General features: G+C 72.6%; 18 protein-coding genes. 11 read left to right on the top strand and 7 right to left on the bottom strand.

Annotation, left to right across the window (positions count from 1 at the left end; translation table 11 throughout):
• The first annotated feature begins 262 nt into the window (after positions 1 to 262).
• A complete protein-coding gene (locus tag ACFQ87_RS16550; protein WP_380611479.1) occupies positions 263 to 1,681 on the top strand; it encodes an RDD family protein in 1,419 nt (472 codons plus the stop codon).
• A gap of 108 nt (positions 1,682 to 1,789) precedes the next feature.
• On the top strand, positions 1,790 to 2,515 hold the full coding sequence (locus tag ACFQ87_RS16545; protein ID WP_380611478.1) for an RDD family protein: 726 nt from the start codon (positions 1,790 to 1,792) through the stop codon (positions 2,513 to 2,515).
• 30 nt (positions 2,516 to 2,545) lie between these two features.
• On the opposite strand, the gene ACFQ87_RS16540 is transcribed toward ACFQ87_RS16545, so the two are convergent.
• Positions 2,546 to 2,794, bottom strand: a complete 249-nt coding sequence (locus ACFQ87_RS16540) for a hypothetical protein (RefSeq protein ID WP_380611477.1) — start codon at positions 2,792 to 2,794, stop codon at positions 2,546 to 2,548.
• A gap of 199 nt (positions 2,795 to 2,993) precedes the next feature.
• Between ACFQ87_RS16540 and ACFQ87_RS16535 the strand changes: the two genes are divergently transcribed.
• From ACFQ87_RS16535 to mycP, 4 genes are all read left to right on the top strand, one after another.
• Positions 2,994 to 3,695 (top strand): endonuclease V, encoded by a 702-nt coding sequence (locus tag ACFQ87_RS16535; RefSeq protein ID WP_380611476.1) that lies wholly within the window; start codon positions 2,994 to 2,996, stop codon positions 3,693 to 3,695.
• Between the two features lie 98 nt (positions 3,696 to 3,793).
• A complete protein-coding gene (locus ACFQ87_RS16530; protein ID WP_380611475.1) occupies positions 3,794 to 4,234 on the top strand; it encodes a hypothetical protein in 441 nt (146 codons plus the stop codon).
• 29 nt (positions 4,235 to 4,263) lie between these two features.
• Entirely contained in the window at positions 4,264 to 5,694 is a 1,431-nt protein-coding gene (locus tag ACFQ87_RS16525; protein ID WP_380611474.1) for a hypothetical protein, read from the top strand.
• 86 nt (positions 5,695 to 5,780) lie between these two features.
• Positions 5,781 to 7,055, top strand: coding sequence for a type VII secretion-associated serine protease mycosin (mycP, locus tag ACFQ87_RS16520; RefSeq protein ID WP_380611473.1), 1,275 nt, complete (start codon positions 5,781 to 5,783; stop codon positions 7,053 to 7,055).
• Here the strand turns inward: mycP and ACFQ87_RS16515 are convergent.
• Together ACFQ87_RS16515 and ACFQ87_RS16510 are read right to left on the bottom strand one after the other, a co-directional pair.
• Entirely contained in the window at positions 7,049 to 7,612 is a 564-nt protein-coding gene (locus tag ACFQ87_RS16515) for a GNAT family N-acetyltransferase (RefSeq protein ID WP_380611472.1), read from the bottom strand. The two genes, mycP and ACFQ87_RS16515, sit on opposite strands and share 7 nt — an antisense overlap.
• 57 nt (positions 7,613 to 7,669) lie before the next feature.
• Positions 7,670 to 8,335, bottom strand: coding sequence for an NAD(P)-dependent oxidoreductase (locus tag ACFQ87_RS16510; protein ID WP_380611471.1), 666 nt, complete (start codon positions 8,333 to 8,335; stop codon positions 7,670 to 7,672).
• A gap of 113 nt (positions 8,336 to 8,448) precedes the next feature.
• Here ACFQ87_RS16510 and ACFQ87_RS16505 point away from each other — a divergent pair, with 113 nt between their 5' ends.
• Both ACFQ87_RS16505 and ACFQ87_RS16500 read left to right on the top strand, forming a co-directional pair.
• Complete coding sequence (locus ACFQ87_RS16505; protein WP_380611470.1) at positions 8,449 to 8,832, top strand: winged helix-turn-helix transcriptional regulator; 384 nt, start codon at positions 8,449 to 8,451, stop codon at positions 8,830 to 8,832.
• A gap of 100 nt (positions 8,833 to 8,932) precedes the next feature.
• On the top strand, positions 8,933 to 9,499 hold the full coding sequence (locus ACFQ87_RS16500; protein ID WP_380611469.1) for a DinB family protein: 567 nt from the start codon (positions 8,933 to 8,935) through the stop codon (positions 9,497 to 9,499).
• Positions 9,500 to 9,520: 21 nt separating this feature from the next.
• Here ACFQ87_RS16500 and ACFQ87_RS16495 read toward each other — a convergent pair whose 3' ends face one another.
• Together ACFQ87_RS16495 and ACFQ87_RS16490 are read right to left on the bottom strand one after the other, a co-directional pair.
• Positions 9,521 to 9,961, bottom strand: a complete 441-nt coding sequence (locus ACFQ87_RS16495) for a hypothetical protein (protein WP_380611468.1) — start codon at positions 9,959 to 9,961, stop codon at positions 9,521 to 9,523.
• A gap of 486 nt (positions 9,962 to 10,447) precedes the next feature.
• Positions 10,448 to 11,083 (bottom strand): hypothetical protein, encoded by a 636-nt coding sequence (locus ACFQ87_RS16490; RefSeq protein WP_380611467.1) that lies wholly within the window; start codon positions 11,081 to 11,083, stop codon positions 10,448 to 10,450.
• Positions 11,084 to 11,403: 320 nt separating this feature from the next.
• Here ACFQ87_RS16490 and ACFQ87_RS16485 point away from each other — a divergent pair, with 320 nt between their 5' ends.
• Entirely contained in the window at positions 11,404 to 12,408 is a 1,005-nt protein-coding gene (locus tag ACFQ87_RS16485; RefSeq protein WP_380611466.1) for a hypothetical protein, read from the top strand.
• Between the two features lie 22 nt (positions 12,409 to 12,430).
• Here ACFQ87_RS16485 and ACFQ87_RS16480 read toward each other — a convergent pair whose 3' ends face one another.
• Both ACFQ87_RS16480 and ACFQ87_RS16475 read right to left on the bottom strand, forming a co-directional pair.
• On the bottom strand, positions 12,431 to 13,021 hold the full coding sequence (locus tag ACFQ87_RS16480; protein WP_380611465.1) for an isochorismatase family protein: 591 nt from the start codon (positions 13,019 to 13,021) through the stop codon (positions 12,431 to 12,433).
• Positions 13,022 to 13,185: 164 nt separating this feature from the next.
• Entirely contained in the window at positions 13,186 to 14,502 is a 1,317-nt protein-coding gene (locus ACFQ87_RS16475; RefSeq protein WP_380611464.1) for a nicotinate phosphoribosyltransferase, read from the bottom strand.
• A 140-nt stretch (positions 14,503 to 14,642) separates the two neighbouring features.
• On the opposite strand from ACFQ87_RS16475, the gene clpS reads away from it, so the two are divergent.
• Positions 14,643 to 14,936: an ATP-dependent Clp protease adapter ClpS gene (clpS, locus tag ACFQ87_RS16470; RefSeq protein ID WP_188305571.1), complete on the top strand. Its 294-nt coding sequence runs from the start codon at positions 14,643 to 14,645 to the stop codon at positions 14,934 to 14,936.
• Positions 14,937 to 15,055: 119 nt separating this feature from the next.
• The gene (locus ACFQ87_RS16465; protein WP_380611463.1) at positions 15,056 to 15,631 is read left to right on the top strand and encodes a DUF2017 domain-containing protein; all 576 of its coding nucleotides are present in this window, start codon (positions 15,056 to 15,058) and stop codon (positions 15,629 to 15,631) included.
• Positions 15,632 to 15,683: the final 52 nt, after the last annotated feature.

Below are 15,683 nucleotides of genomic sequence, written 5' to 3'. Positions count from 1 at the left end.
CCTTACCCTGGGCAGCCCTCCGCTGTCCGGGTATTCGCCAACTTCCCGTCGGCGCCCCGGCGAGGTACTACCCTTTGTGACTACTCGGCGACTTTCCGCCCATCGGTGGGCGCCCCCCCACGTGCGCGCCGAGCGCCCCGGGGCGTGCGCGGGCGCGCCGCAGTGGCATGCGCTGAGACCCGTGTTGAGACCTGTTCCGACCGTTCCGACCGTTCCGACCCCCATCGGCCCTCGTCAGGACCTGGCAGGAGAGAAGACCCCCATGGCGGACCGTCCCTTCGCCGCCGACGGCGACCCGGCCGTCGCACCCGGGCCGGGCTACTACCCCGACCCCTCCATCCCCGGCTTCGTCCGGTACTGGGGCGGCTCGGCCTGGGTGCCGGGTACCACCCGCCCCGCGCCCGCCGAGGGCGAGGTGCTGGAGCCGCCCCGGTTCGCCGCCCGGCGGCCCGCCCCCGACCTGGCCGCGGCGCGGGCGGTGCCGCCCCCGGTGGTGCCGCAGGCGCGGTCGCACTCGCCCTCGCCGCAGCCCTCGGACCTGCCCGCGCCTCCGTCCTCACCGTCGCCCTCACCCCCACCGTCGCCCGCCTCCGGTGACACCGGGCCGGTCTACCTCGACCAGACCACCGGCGGGGCGTCCTTCGTGGTCGGGCCGCGGGTGGCGGAGGTGATCGGCGGGCCGGTGTTCCGGACCGTCGAGCCCGCCGCGGAGGAGGCCCCCGGGGCATCCGGCTGGCAGGCTGATCCGCAGGCGCAGCGGGGCCTGATGGAGACGGGCGGAGCGCCGCGCTGGGTCTCCTGGGGGGTGCTCCCGGGGGCGCCCGAGACGGAGGAGGGGCGCGCGGAGGCTGAGCTCGCTCCGGTTGCCGTGGAGGTTGCCGCCGCGGCCGCGCCCGCCATGGCGGTGGCGGTGCGCGAGGCGCCGACGCCGGTCGCGGCCGCCGTGGCGGTGCCGGTGGTCGAGGCGGAGCCGGAGACGGCGGCGGAGGCGAGGGCGGAGGTCGAGTCGGCGGTCGAGGCCTCGGCTGGAGCGGCGGCCGAGGTGTCGGGGGCTGAGGCGCAGGCGGCTGGGATGAAGGCCGCGTCCGCGCCCGTACGGTCCGGAACCGCCTCGGCGCCCGCTTCCGCCGCTGCGCCGCCCGCCGTACGGCCGGCCCGGGAGGCCGCCGTCCGTCGTCGGCGCGCCCCCGCCGCGCCCGCCGGGCTGGGGCGGCGGCTGGCGGCGAGGGCGGTGGACACCGGGGTGCTGCTGGTGGTCGCCGTCGCCGCCGGGATCCCGCTCGGGCGCTCAGTGGCCGACCACCTCCAGCAGAAGCTCGACCAGGCCAAGATGGCCAGCTTCCTCACCCGCCGCCAGGTCCAGGTCTGGCTGGTGGACGACGTGGTGGTGGGCAAGCTGGCCGTGCTGCTCGGCATCCTGGTGTTCGTCAGCCTGCTCTACGAGGTGCTGCCGACCGCCCGGACCGGCCAGACCTTCGGCAAGCGGCTGGCCCGGATCCGGGTGGTGGACGCCGCTGAGCCCGGCAGGACCCGCCTGAGCCTCGGCCGCTCGCTGCTGCGATGGGTCGTCAGGCAGCTCGGGCTGGTGCTGCTGCTCGGCCTGGTGTGGCCGGTGTTCGACCGTCCGGCGCGGCGCGGCTGGCAGGACCGGGCGGCCCGGACCCGGGTGGTTCGCGGCTGAGGCCACGGGGTCCCGTGCCGTGAGTCATCGGGCCGGGCCTTCCGCCCTGAACGGCAAAACGGACAAAATGTCCCAAATGTCGAGAATATGCGATGTTCTACTCGGGGAATGAGTACCCACGACCCCTCAGGCCCCCAGCCGGAGGGGGGCGGTAAGCCCTCCTTCGACAAGCAGCCCCCGCACCCCGGCGGCGGCACGCCGGAAGGCGAACCGCCGCGCCCGACCCCGCCCGAGGGCCCGTCCGACACCCCGCCCGGCACCCCGCCCGAGGGCCCCGGCGCCTACCAGGGCACCTACGGCGGATCGGGCCACGGCCAGGGCGCGTACGGTCAGAACCCGTACGACCAGCCCCCGCCCGGCTACGGTGCCGGCCCCGGCATGTACGGCACCCCCGGCCCCGTCCCCGGGATGCCGCCGATCGGCACCTGGCCCAAGCGGATCATCGCCCGGCTCATCGACTACGTCATCATGCAGGCCGTCGGCGTGGTCATCGTGGGGCCCTTCGTCGACCTCGGCACGCGCGAAGGCTCCACCAGCGCGTTCTGGCTCGGCTGCGCCATCTACCTCATCTACGAGGGCCTGATGCTCAGCCGGGACGGTCAGACCCTCGGCAAGAAGGCGATGAAGGTCCGCGTCGCCATGCTGGTCGACGGGAACCCGCCCACCCAGTCCGCAGCCTGGACCCGGGCCGCCGTCTACATCCTCCCGGCCGTGATCTGCTGCGCCGGCCTGTGGTGGCTCATCGACGGGATGTTCGGCGTCTTCGACAAGCCCTTCCGGCAGTGCATCCACGACAAGGCCGCGAAGACCGTGGTGGTCACCACCCAGGTCTGAGCGCGGCGGCGGACGGCGCCCGGCGGCGGATCAGCGCTGCCGGGCGTACTCGCGTCCGGCCGCGGCGGGGGAGGCCCCGGCCTCCTCGGCGAGGGCGGCCGAGCGGGCGGAGACGGACAGCGAGAGCACCGTCACCACGGTGCCGAGCGCCAGCGCGAAGGCCACCAGCACCGCAACCTCCAGGACGCCCGAGGCGCCCGAGACGGCCAGCAGTGCCACCGTGGTGGCGACGACGGTGAACGAGCCGAGGCAGAACTGGGCAGCGGACGGACGCGGCATGGCGGGGGTCCTTCGCACGTCGGGGGAAACGGGCGGGAATGGTGCCGGTCCAAGGAGCTTGCCCGGCAGGGGAGTTCGGTAAGTCCAGGCTAACCCGCGGGGTCGGGGGCACAGGGGGCGCACGGGCTCACCCCGGGGTCGTCCGAGCCCCTCGGTACGGTGGAACCCGTCCACACCGCGCAGACCGGGGGAACCGACCGTGCCCATCCCCGCCGACTGGCCGACCACCGAGGCCCAGGCGCTCGCCGAACAGGAACGGCTCCGGCCGCTCGTCCGGGCCGTCGACGACGACGGATCCGAGGACCGGCTCATCGCCGGGGTCGACGTCGCGTACGACGACGACCACGACCTCGTCGTCGCCGCGGCCGTCCTGCTCGACCGGGACACCCTGGACGTCGTCGAGGAGGCCACCGCCGTCGGACGGATCGCCTTCCCCTACATCCCCGGACTGCTCGCCTTCCGCGAACTCCCCGCCGTCCTCGACGCCTTGGCCGCCCTCACCCGCACCCCCGACACCGTCGTCTGCGACGGCTACGGCCTCGCCCACCCCCGACGCCTCGGCCTCGCCAGCCACCTCGGTGTCATCACCGGGCTGCGCACCCTCGGCGTCGCCAAGACCCCCTTCACCTTCGACCACAGCGAACCCGACGCCGAACGCGGCTCCTGGACCCCGCTCACCGACCCCGCCACCGGCGAGGAGGTCGGCCGCGCGGTCCGCACCCGCCCCGGCGTGAAACCCGTCTACGTCTCGGTCGGCCACCGCATCGGCCTCGACACGGCCGTCACCACCACCCTCGATCTCGCCCGCCGCTACCGGCTGCCCGAGACCACCCGGCACGCCGACTCCCTCTGCCGCCGCGCCCTGGCCGAGGCCCAGCGCGCCCGGACGCCCTCGAACTGACCCCGCCCCGGGCGGAATTCGGACCCGGTGTGTTAGACATGACACTCCGGGGCCCTGCCCCGACCGCAGGGGACGGACGCAACGGGGGAGGCGCCGAAGTGGGATCAGGGACCGGCTCGACCGGCGGGAACGGACAGGGCTACCGCGTCGAGATCGAGCAGCTCCGCACCTTCGCGGGCCAAGTGCGGCTGCTGCTCAAGGCGTTCGAGAAGGACGCCAACGGCGACAGCACCCACGGGCTCAGCGGAATCGGCAAGGACGCCTTCGGCACCTTCGCCGAGGCCACCGAGATCCACGACCGCTACGGCACGATGCGGGACGCGCTGCGCGACGTGCTCAACCAGCTCCAGAGCGCCATCAATGACGCCCAGCACCACGCCGAGCTGACCGCGACCAACTACGAGGAACACGACCAGCACGTGGCCACGAAGCTCAAGCTCTCCGACGACGGCTGGTCCGTGGCCCAGCCTTCGGCGGACAGCGAGGTCGCGTACCAGGCGAACCAGGTCCCGTCCCAGCGCGGCAACGCCACCATCTAGCCCACCATCCGACCGGAGGTGAACCACCCGTGGTCTACACCGACTTCACCAAGTACAGTCATGCCGATCTCCGCAAGATGGCACAGGCCCTCGACCCCGGCGCGGTGATGGCCGCCGGCGACCCCTGGCGCAAGGCGGCGACCACCCTCAAGGAGATCCGCAAGACCCTGACGAAGGCCAGCACCGAGGCGGCCACCACCTGGGAAGGAACGACCAGCGACTCCTTCCACACCTCCATGCTCACCCTCGCCGCCAACGTCAACGAGGCCGCCGCCTACGCCAACGACGCGGCCAACACCCTCCACAACATGTCCGAGGCGATGGCCAAGGCCAAGCGCGACATGCCTGAGGAACCCGGCAACTGGGACAAGCTCAAGGACACCGTCGGCGACGTCTTCAGTACGGACGACGAGCACATCCCGGTCGCCGACCAGAAGAAGGCCGAAGCGGCGGCGGTCATGCAGACGCTGGCGATGCACTACCGCATCGCTACGCCGGCCCTGAAGGCTCCGGCTTTGGACCTCAAACCGGCGAAACGGAGCGATCCTGACAAGACGTCACAGGACGACCCGAGTGGGGCGGCCGCAGCGGTCGCGGCGGTGGTGTCGGGGACCTCTTTCGGAGCTGGGGGCACTTCGGCGAGGTCGGCGACTGTCAGCACGCCGCAGCGGTCTCGGTCTTCTGCGCCATCGGTGGTGTCCGGCCCTCCGCCAAGGAGCGCGTCCACTCCGACCGACCCGGGGATTAAGGGAGGTAGGGCGCAGGCACCGTCAAAGCCGTCGACCGCAGCGAGCAGCAGCCCCGATGCGGGTATCTCGGGTACGCCGGTCTCACGTCCGAGCGGAAGCGTCCCGAGCCCTGTCACCTCAGGGACCCAGACGTCAGGCCTGAGCACGACGTCGCCCACGGGGCCAGCGAGCGGACCGATCGCCGGTGGCGGTGGACAGCCGACCGTGAGCCCTGTGGGGCCGACCGCGCAGAGTGCCCCGGTCGGGCCCGGCTTTGGGCAAGGCAAGACCGGATTCGGCGGTAAGGAGTTCCCCGGTAGCTCGACGCCACTGGAGGGTTCGGGTGGTGGAGGTAGAGCCGCTAGCGTCGGTGGTGGCGGTGAGGTCTATCCGGGCATCGGGGCAGGGGGCCGTAGGGCGCCCGACGCCAAGCAGGTCGGTGGATCCTTGGCCAGGCCTGGTGGTGCTGTCCGTGAGACGGCGCCTCCCGGTGGCGGAGCACGCGGCAAGCAGGCCTTCACCGAAGGAGGATCCGGGCTGGGGGCTCGTGGCCGGCTGGGTGTCGAACCCGAGGTCCGTAGCCCGGGAGTCATGTCTCCGGGGATCCCGCTGAGTGAGGCGCAACGCCGTAAGAAGGGCCGCGGGAAGGACGGCAAGCGTCCGGACTACCTCGTCGAAGACGAGGAGACCTGGGCGTCGGACAAGCCGGCCAACCCGAACGTGGTGGAATGAGGCCGGTCCGTAGACGGATGGGTGATCTGATCGCATCCCGCAGGTCGGTGATCTGCGGGATGCCTCGTTGAGTGGGGTGACCGGGTTTGACGAGCCGCCTGTTGGCGCGTGGTACAGCGGCCCTTGCTGCTGGCGCAGTGGTCTGCACTGTCGCTGCACCAGCGGCATCGGCTGATCAGATCAGGGACCAGCAGTGGGCTCTGAAGACCTTCGAGGCTGAGGCCAAGGTCTGGCCGGTCAGCCAAGGCGACGGGGTGATCGTCGCTGTGATCGATACCGGAGTGAATCGAGATCATCAGGACCTGACCGGGCAGGTGCTTCCCGGAGCCGACCTCTCTGGTGGCAACACGGACGGTCGTGTGGACGGTGACGGTCACGGCACCGCTATGGCGAGCCTGATCGCGGGGCATGGACACGGGGAACAGGCAGGGGTCGAGGGCTTGGCTCCGAAGGCGAAGATCCTGCCGGTGAAGGTAGGAACGAAAGGCGATGATTCCGCTCCTCAGCCGAACGCATTCGCGGACGCGATTCGCTTTGCGGCGGACCATGGTGCGAAGGTCGTGAATATCTCCCTCGGAGCGAGGGACTTTCGCTTCGATTCGAAGTTGCGAAAGGCTGTCAACTACGCCGTGTCGAAGGACGCTGTGCTGGTCGCTGCCGCAGGCAACACCGGAGCAAATATGGACGTCGAATATCCGGCGGCCTTTCCAGGTGTGGTGGCCGTTGGGGCAGTTGACTCCAAGGGGGCCGTGTGGGACAAGTCCACGTCGGGTCCCGAGACCACGCTCGTCGCGCCTGGGGTGGACATCTACCACGCCACAGCCAAGTCCTCGACGGGTTATGGGGAGGGGGACGGTACCTCCGACGCCACCGCCTACGTTTCCGCCACCGCCGCGCTCATCCGCTCCAAGTACCCTGACCTGTCCGCTGGTCAGGTAATCAACCGGTTGATCAAGTCGGCAACCCCTCCCTCGAACGGAACGGTGGTCCCCAACAACCACTACGGCTACGGGACCGTCGCCCCCGCGAAGGCGCTGGAGGCGAACCCGGCCGTGGACAACGGGCCGAAGGAGAACCCGTTGGTGAAGCGCCCGGAGTCGAAGGGGTCCCCGCCTGTCGACGACGACAGCGACGCGACGGACCAGCCCTCCGTGCAGCCCGTGGTCCCCGAAGGGGACAGCGGCGGCAGCAGCGACAACACCGGCCTGGTGATCGCCGCCGCGGCCGCCGGTGCCGTGGTGCTCGGGGCGTCGGTGGCCGCGGTGCTGATGGCCCGGCGACGGAAGCGGGCGGCGGCTGCCACCTCCTGGCCGCCGCAGCAGCCACCGCAGTGGCCCCCGTACGGTGGCCCCGGTCAGTGAGCGGCGAGCCAGTCGTCGCGTAGGGCGGCCATGGAGAGGACGTCCCAGTAGCGGTCGTCCCAGCGGTGGGCCCGGCGGGCGCGGCCTTCGAGGGTGGAGCCGGCCTTCCGGTAGGCGTGGGCCGCGCGTTCGTTGTACTCGTAGACGTCCAGGTGGACGCGGTGGAGGCGGACGGTCTCGAAGGCGTGGCGCAGGACCAGGAGGGTGGCTTCGGTGCCGATGCCGTGGCTGGTGCTGTCGGGGGTGAGGGCGATCCGGAAGCCGGCGGAGGAATTGTCGCTGTCGACGTCGTTGAGGGCGGTCTCGCCGAGGAAGCGGCCGGTGGCGGGGTCTTCGACGGCTAGGTCGAGCCGGTCGGGCTGGTCGGGGCGGGTGGTGCACCAGTTCTCGATCTGGTCGCGGGTGAAGACCGCTCGGGTGCCGGTGAGTCGGTTGGTCTCCCGGTCGGTGCAGAGCCTCCACATCGGCTCGGTGTGCCGGGCGTCCAGGGGGACGAGCCGGATGGTGGGGCCGTGCAGGGTGGGTTTCACCGCGAGGGCGGAGAGGTCGGCGGGCATGGCGCCCAGGATGCCCGCCGATGCCCCGTTCGTGCAGGGAGTTGTTCGTGCGGGGAGCTATTCGGCGACGGCGATCTGCTGCCGGTGGTGGGCCGGGGTGGTGAGTTCGTCGATGACGGCGACGGCGAGGTCGGCCTGGGCGATGCGGGGGCCGAGGACCTGGGGACCGCCGACGCGGTAGCGGCCGGTGCCGGGGGCGGTGCGGTCGAGGTCCATCGGCGGGGTGACGACGACCCAGTCGAGGGTGACGGGGGAGTCGTGCAGCAGGTCGAGGGCGGCGGAGTGGCCGAGCGAGAAGGTGCGGTACGCCTCGGGGAATTCGGGGTCGTCGTGGACGGCGACGCCGGGCGCGGTCTCCAGGGTGGTGGCGACGCCGACGCTGATGAGTCGTCGGACGTCGGCCCGGTCGAGGCCGGTGACGAGCGCGGTGGTGGCGGCGCGGTAGAACTCGGCGGAGGGGGTGTCGGGGGTGTAGACGGAGCTGACGGCGGCCGTGTGCCCGGGGGCGGTGGCGGCGACGGCGGCCGGGTCGGTGACGTCGCAGCGCAGCAGGGTGACGCCCTCCCCGGCGAGGTCGGCGTGGCGTTCGGGGTCGCGGACAGCGGCGGTGACGGTGAGGCCGCGCCGACGGGCCTCGGTGACGACGGCTCGGCCGACCTGCCCGCCCGCGCCGTAGACGATGACGTCCGCGCGGTGCTGAAGGCCGGTGGTGGTGCTGGTCATGGCGGTCTCCTGTCCGGTGGGGCGGGCTGGTTCGCCCGCCGCTGCCGGGACGGTAGACCGGAGGGTGCCGGTTACTTCAACGGTACCGACCCCCAGCGGGTACCGTCGCGGGTATGACGCAGACCAGTTCCGCTCCGCTGCCGGCGGACTTCTTCCCGGCCGACTGCCCGGTGCAGTCGGTGCCGGTGCTGGGCAGCCGCAAGTGGGCCTGGAAGATCATCCGCTGCCTGGAGGACGGTCCGCGCCGCTTCTCCGAGCTGCGCGTCCCGTTGAGCGGCATCACCGCCAAGGTGCTGGCGGAGTCGCTGCGTTCGATGGAGCAGGACGGCGTGGTGGCCCGGACCGAGTACGCCGAGAACCCGCCGCGGGTGGAGTACGCGCTGACGTCGCTGGGCCGCACGCTGCTCGGGCCGATGGACGCGGTGTGCGAGTGGAGCCGTGAGAACCTGGACACCCTGCTGGCGGCCCGGCTGGAGTACGAGCGCCACGGGCGCTGACCAGCGGGCCCGGTAGCGCGGGATGCCCTGGCAGTATTTCGGCGGTGGCTGGCGCCCATGCCGCTGGTGGGGTGGTCCGGGCGGGCGCCATGCTGGGCGCATGAGCACTTCCGAGAACGCCCCGAGCCCCGCCGACGCGATCGTCCCCGACACCAAGGACTGGACCTGGGTGCTGGAACGCCCGTGCCCTGACTGCGGGTTGGACACCCCGAAGGTGGTTGCCGCGGACGTCGCCGCGATGGTCCGGGCGAACGCGCACGGTTGGCTGACGGTGCTGGCCGGTGACGGGGAGGGGCTGCGGCGCCGTCCGTCCCCGGAGGTGTGGTCGGATCTGGAGTACGCCTGCCACGTCCGGGACGTCTTCCGGCTGTTCCTCGTCCGGCTGAACCTGATGCTGGACCAGGACGGCCCGCTGTTCCCCAACTGGAACCAGGACGAGACGGCGGCCGCCGAGCGCTACTGGGAGCAGCAGCCGCAGGTGGTGGCCGGGGAGCTGGCGGAGGCCGCCGAGGCGCTGGCGGCGGCGTTCGACGCGGTGGCGGGGGAGCAGTGGCGGCGGACCGGGAACCGCAGCGACGGGGCGCGGTTCACGGTCGAGTCCTTCGCCCGCTACCTGATCCACGACCCGGTGCACCACCTGTACGACGTGACGGGCGAGCGGGTCTGAGGCCCCCGGGGACGGACGGGGTCACCAACCGGAGGCCTCGTGCAGCATGGTGCGCCGCAGCCGCCCGGCCACGCTGGCGGTGTCGGTGCCGATGACGTCGGCGATCTCGGGTGCGGCGAGGCCGACGACGTAGTGGAGGATCGCCAGGTCGTCGTCGGCGGGGTGGCGGTCCGGGGCGACGGGCACCTGCCGGGTGTGCTCAGCGACGGTGCCGCGCAGGATCTGCCAGGCCAGCGCGGTCGGGTTATGGCTGGTCAGTAACTCCCGCCACTGGACGGCGATTTCCGCGAAGGCCTGCTGCACGGCGGTGGCCGCGTCGCCGTGCTCGGCCAGCCACACCCGGGCGTAGCTGAGGTACCGGGGGCGATGGAGTTCGCAGAAGGCCGCGAATTCCAGTGGTACGTCCTCCGGTTCGCCGGGCTCGGGGGGAGGCTCGGCGGCGCTCGCGTGACGGTTGGTCATCTCGTCTTCTCGGAAAGGGAGATGGATTTCTGACGGTCGATCATCTGTGCTCACTCTACGGTAGGCCCTCGGTGCGCTGGGTGACCAATCTGATGGAATGCCCGGAACCCGCCGCCGCTCGGCCGGTTCCGGCGAGAGCCGGTGCGGCGCGGCGGCGGTACTGCCGGGCGAGGGCCGTTCGCGGCCGGTCCGGGGAGTGCTGCGCAATGGTGCGGGGGGGACGTAGGTGCGAGCGCGTCGCAGCTGGTCAGAGGGTGTAGGAGGGTAGGTGCTGCACGGCAGTTGAGGTGCCACCGTAGGGCCTGTCGGGTTCGGCGTCCACGCCCACGGCGCGAAGTCGCGACCGCACAACCATCCGCGCAACCGCACTCACGGCGGGTGTTGCGTCGGGGTGGGTACCGGTGGGCGGGGGCGGGGTGCGGCGATCGCGCGCCCCGGCGGCCTGCGGCAACCGGGGCGCGGGGCGGGGCGGCGCGGGCCGCCCGGTCAGGAGCTCGTACGGGCCTCCGAGGGGGAGATCCGGTCGTCGGCGGCGCTGCCGCGTTCGACCTGGGCGGGAAATGCCTCAAGGGCCGTCCGTCGGGCCAGCTGGGCCGCCGCGGCGGCCTCCTCGCGCTCGCACCGGTGAGCGCCGGGAGCGCTGGAAACGCCGGGAACACCGGAACCGCAGGCGCTGCCTGATCCACCGGCCGCATGCCCACCGGCCGCGTGGGCCGCACCGGAGTGCGTCCCGTCCGCGTGCGCCGTACCGGCGCGTGCCGTCCCCCCGCGCGCCCCCGCCGCCCGCCGGCGTCGGCCGAGCGCGACCCGCTCGGCGTGTTCCTCGGCCGCCTGTCTAGCGGCCAGGTAGGCCTGCACGGCCGCCATGCCGTAGACCGGCTGGATGAGCTGGTGTCCCTTGAAGAAGGGTCTGGCCGGCGCGAACCCGGCGGCGACCACCAGGTCGCGGATCTCGGCTATCTCCGCCTCGCTGCGGGCGGTGAAGCGGACCTCCCAGCCCTTCTTGTACGTATGGCCCTTCTCACCGCTGCGGCGGGCCGGGTCCGGGCGGCGGACGTATCCGGGCAGACGGCCGAGGCGGAGCTGGGCCGCGCGGAGGCCGGCGGTCTCGTCACGTGACATGACGTAAGCCTAGGCAATCCCCGGGGCGGGATTGACGCGCTGAGGGTCCCTCGCCGTATGCCCTTGATCACTCTGGGTCAGACGACCAGGTCGGCGATCGTTTTCGATCAGATCCGATAGCCATATGAACGTCATTTACTCCAAATGGGTGAGGGTATGGGGACTTTAGTGCAGGCTGATCCCGGTTTGGCGACGGTTGCGTAACAGTGCGTCAGGCTGCGACTCGTGAGCGGCGGGGGTTGGGGATGGTGTCGGCATGAGCGAACGCAGTGAGCGAACCATCAAGGGGTGCGCATGAGCGAGCGAAGCGAGGCGGGCGCATGAACTACCGGACTCCCTCGTCGCCGCCGTCCCTGGAGGAACTGGCGAAGCGTCAGCAGAACGTCGTCACCGCGAGCCAGCTGCGTGCGCGGGGCGTGCCGGCCCGGGTCGTCACCGGGCACTGCCGCCGGGGCGGCCCCTGGCAGCGGCTGCTGCCCCGGGTCTACCTGCTGCAGTCCGGCGAGCCCACCCCCGAGCAGCGGATGTGGGCCGCGCTGCTGTACGCGGCGCAGAACGGCCGCGAGGAGGGCCGCCGGGCGGGCGCGGTGATCACCGGGGCCGCCGCGCTGGCGCTGTACGGCTTCGCCGCCGTGCCCCGGCTGCCCGCGGTGACCGGGGTGGACGTCCTGGTGCCCCGCCAGCGCCGGCTCAAGGACGCCGGCGAGGTGCGGATCCGCCGTACCGAACGGGAGTTGGTGGCCCGCTCGGTGCACGGCCTGGCCTGCGCTCCGGTGGCCCGGGCGGTCGCGGACGCGCTGCGCGAGTGGACGGCCGACCCGGACGCCCCGGCGCCGGTGCGCGAGGTGCTGCGGGAGGCCGTCGCCCGCCCGGAGAACCGCTGCACGGTACGGGAGTTGGCCGATGAGCTGATCGACTCCGGGCTGACCGGCGAGCCGCGGGTGCGTGCCGCGCTGGACGAACTCCTCGCCGGTGAGCGGGACTTGGTGCTGGAGCAGGTCGGCCGGCTGGTGGACGAGTGGCTGCTGCCCGCCCCGCTGGCCTCCCCGGAGCTGCGGATGCGCGGCGGCACCTACATCGCCGTCCCGGACCTCTACTGGCCGGAGCGCGGCGTCGCGGTGGAGGTGGACTCGGACCTGCGCTGCGTCAGCGAGGGCGAGGCCGCCTGGGTACGCGGCGGCCAGCACCGGATGGAGTACCTGGGCATCCGGGTGGTGTACGTCTCCGGCGCCCGGCTGGCCGCCGACCCGGAGGCGGTCGGCGGCGAACTGCGCGAGGCCCACCGGGTCGGCGGGACGGACGTGGTGGAACTGCTGGTGGTCTGAACGCCGCCCGTGGTCACCGGACCTACGACCGGACCACCGGCGTGCCGACCAGCTCGACCCCGGCCGCCCGCAGTTCGTCCAGCGCGGCGGCGGTGGTCTCCGGCGCCACCCCGGCGGTGAGGTCGAGCAGCACCCGGGTGGTGAAGCCGGCCCGCGCGGCGTCCAGGGCGGTGGCCCGGACGCAGTGGTCGGTGGCGATGCCGACCACGTCGACCTCGTCGACCTGCCGTTCGCGCAACCACTCCACCGGGCCGCGGTCGTTCTCGTCCAGCCCCTCGAAGCCGCTGTAGGCCGCCGAGTAGGCGCCCTTGTCGAACACCGCCTCGACCGCGCCGGAGATCACGGCGGGCGCGAAGTTGGGGTGGAAACCGACGCCTTCGGTGCCGGCCACGCAGTGCACGGGCCAGCTGGAGACGTAGTCCGGCTCGGCCGAGAAGTGCTCGCCCGGGTCGATGTGGTGGTCCCGGGTGGCGAGGATGTGCTGGTAGCCGGGGGAGGACTCGGCGATCAGATCGGTGATGGCGGCGGCCACCTCGGCGCCGCCGGCGACGGCCAGGCTGCCGCCCTCGCAGAAGTCGTTCTGCACGTCGACGACGATCAGTGCCCGGTGCATGGCTCGCATCCTCGGATGTGGGGGCGGTGTGCCCCGGTGGTGGGGGGCCTCGGCGGCTCTGGAGGATTCCAGGGGAACTCTACGGCTGACTCTAGGGAGTGGCGCGCGGGGGCGGAAGGCCTCAGGACCCACCGCCGGTCCGCGCGGATACGGCCCGGCCGGGGTCAGTCGATCAGCTCGCTGGGGATGACCGGGTCGCCCTTGGAGAGCTGGGTGGCCGACAGCGGCAGCGCCGCCCGGGCCCGGACGTGCCGCTCGCGGGCGGCGCTCAGCGGCTCGCGGCCGACCGTCTCGCCGCCCAGCACCAGCGGCACCTGCACCAGGTGCGGCCGAAGCCCGTCCGGGACCGTGCCGGTGCCGATCACCTCGGCCTCGGCCACACCCTCGGCGTCGGGCCGGCGGGCGGCCCACTTGCGGCCGCCGATGCTGGTCTTGCCGCCGGCCGCGCGCTTGGCCACCGGCACCAGCGGGCCGTCCTCGGTCTCGGCGCGGGCGACCAGCTTGTAGACCATGGCGCAGGTCGGGTGGCCGCTGCCGGTGACCAGGCTGGTGCCGACGCCGTAGCCGTCCACCGGGGCGGCGGCCAGGGCGGCGATCGCGTACTCGTCCAGGTCCGAGGTGACGATGATCCGGGTCTTCCCGGCGCCGAGCTCGTCCAGTTGGCGGCGGACCCGGTGGGCCAGCAGGGTGAGGTCGCCGGAGTCGATCCGGACCGCGCCCAGCTCGGGGCCGGCCACCTCGACGGCTGTGCGGACCGCTTCGTGCAGGTCGAAGGTGTCGACCAGCAGCGTGGTGCCCTTGCCCATCGAGGCGATCTGGGCCTGGAAGGCGTCCCGCTCGCTGTCGTGCACCAGGGTGAAGGCGTGGGCGGAGGTGCCGGTGGTCGGGATGCCGTGGGTGAAGCCGGCCTCCAGGTCGGAGGTGGCGGCGAAGCCGGCGATGTAGGCGGCCCGGGCGGCGGCGACGGCGGCCTGCTCGTGCGCCCGGCGGGCACCCATCTCGATCACCGGACGGCCGCCGGCGGCGGCGGTCATCCGGGAGGCGGCGGCCGCGATCGCCGAGTCGTAGTTGAGGATCGACAGGATCACCGTCTCCAGGATCACCGCCTCGGCGAAGCTGCCCTCCACGGTGAGCACCGGCGAGCCGGGGAAGTAGACCTCGCCCTCGGGGTAGCCGTGGATGTCGCCGCGGAAGCGGTAGTCGGCGAGGAAGCGCAGGGTGTCGTCCTCGACCACGCCCTGGTCGGCCAGCCAGTCCAACTGGGCGCTGCTGAAGCGGAAGTTCTCGACGGCGTCCAGCACCCGGCCGGTGCCGGCCAGGACGCCGTAGCGGCGGCCGCCGGGCAGGCGGCGGGTGAACACCTCGAAGACGGAGCGGCGGTGCGCGGCCCCGCTGCGCAGGGCGGCCTGCAGCATGGTGAGCTCGTAGCGGTCGGTGAGGAGCGCGGTCGACCCGGCCGCGCGCACTGAAGTGGCGTCCATGCGGATGATGCTACTACCACTTAGCGTCAGAGTGACGATTTCTCGGGTGACGGCCCGGGCCGGAATCGCCCGGCCGTCCCCCGGATGGCAGCATGGGGCTTGAGGGATTACGGACGAGTGTGCAACGAGGAGGCCCGCCGGTGAGTGTCGCGCCCGTGGAGATCGAGCGCCCGGAGGTCGAAGGACAGCCGGTGACCGAGCCGGACACGCCTTGGGTGACCATCGTGCACAACGACCCGGTCAACCTGATGAGCTACGTCCAGTACGTCTTCCAGGCCTACTTCGGCTTCCCGAAGGACAAGGCCCGGAAGCTGATGATGGACGTGCACACCAAGGGCCGGGCGGTGGTCTCCAGCGGTTCGCGCGAGGAGATGGAGCGCGACGTCCAGGCGATGCACGGCTACGGCCTGTGGGCGACGCTCCAGCACGACTGATCCTGCCCGGACGCACGTCGGCACACGTGCGACCGGGTGCACACCGGCACACATACGACTGACCGGCCGCCGGCCCGGCGGCGCGGCCGAAGACGACGAAGACGGGCTGACCGATACAGATGGCTGGGTTGTTCGAGAGCACCGGCGATGGCGGCGCGGCGATCGCGCTGGACGAGGTGGAGGCCTCCATCCTGCGCTCGCTGGAGGTGCAGATGCTGGAGCTGATCGGCCCCGGCCCGGGCGGCGACGGCGGCGGTGACCCGCTGGCCGCGCTGTTCGCCGAGGGCCCGACGGAGGCCCCCGCCGACCCGGCACTGGCGCGGCTGTTCCCGGACGCCTACGGCGACCCGGCGACGCCGGACGACGCCGAGGCGGCGGCCGCCTCCGGCGAGTTCCGCCGCTACACCGAGCTCGACCTGCGGGCCCGCAAGCGCGACGACGCGCTGCAGGTGGTCCGGGCGCTGGACGGCCTCGGCGGCGCCGGGGTGCTCAAGCTGCCCGCCGCCGACTGCCTGCGCTGGCTGGGCGGGCTCAACGACCTGCGGCTGACCCTCGGGGTGCGGCTGGAGGTCACCGAGGAGGACGAGCAGGGCCTCTACGAGCTGCCGGACAGCGACGAGCGCAAGCCGCTGGTGATGGCCTACCTGTGGTTGGGGGCGCTCCAGGAGTCGCTGCTGGAGGCCATCGCCGACTGACGGCGGACCCGTTTCGTCCGCCTTCCCGGGTAATCCTGCCCGCTTTCGGGCA

Origin of the sequence: Kitasatospora sp. NPDC056531 (assembly GCF_042794375.1) — a bacterium.
GTDB lineage: Bacteria > Actinomycetota > Actinomycetes > Streptomycetales > Streptomycetaceae > Kitasatospora.
The sequence above is the reverse complement of the archived record's forward strand: the minus strand, read 5'-3'. Positions and strand labels throughout refer to the sequence as shown.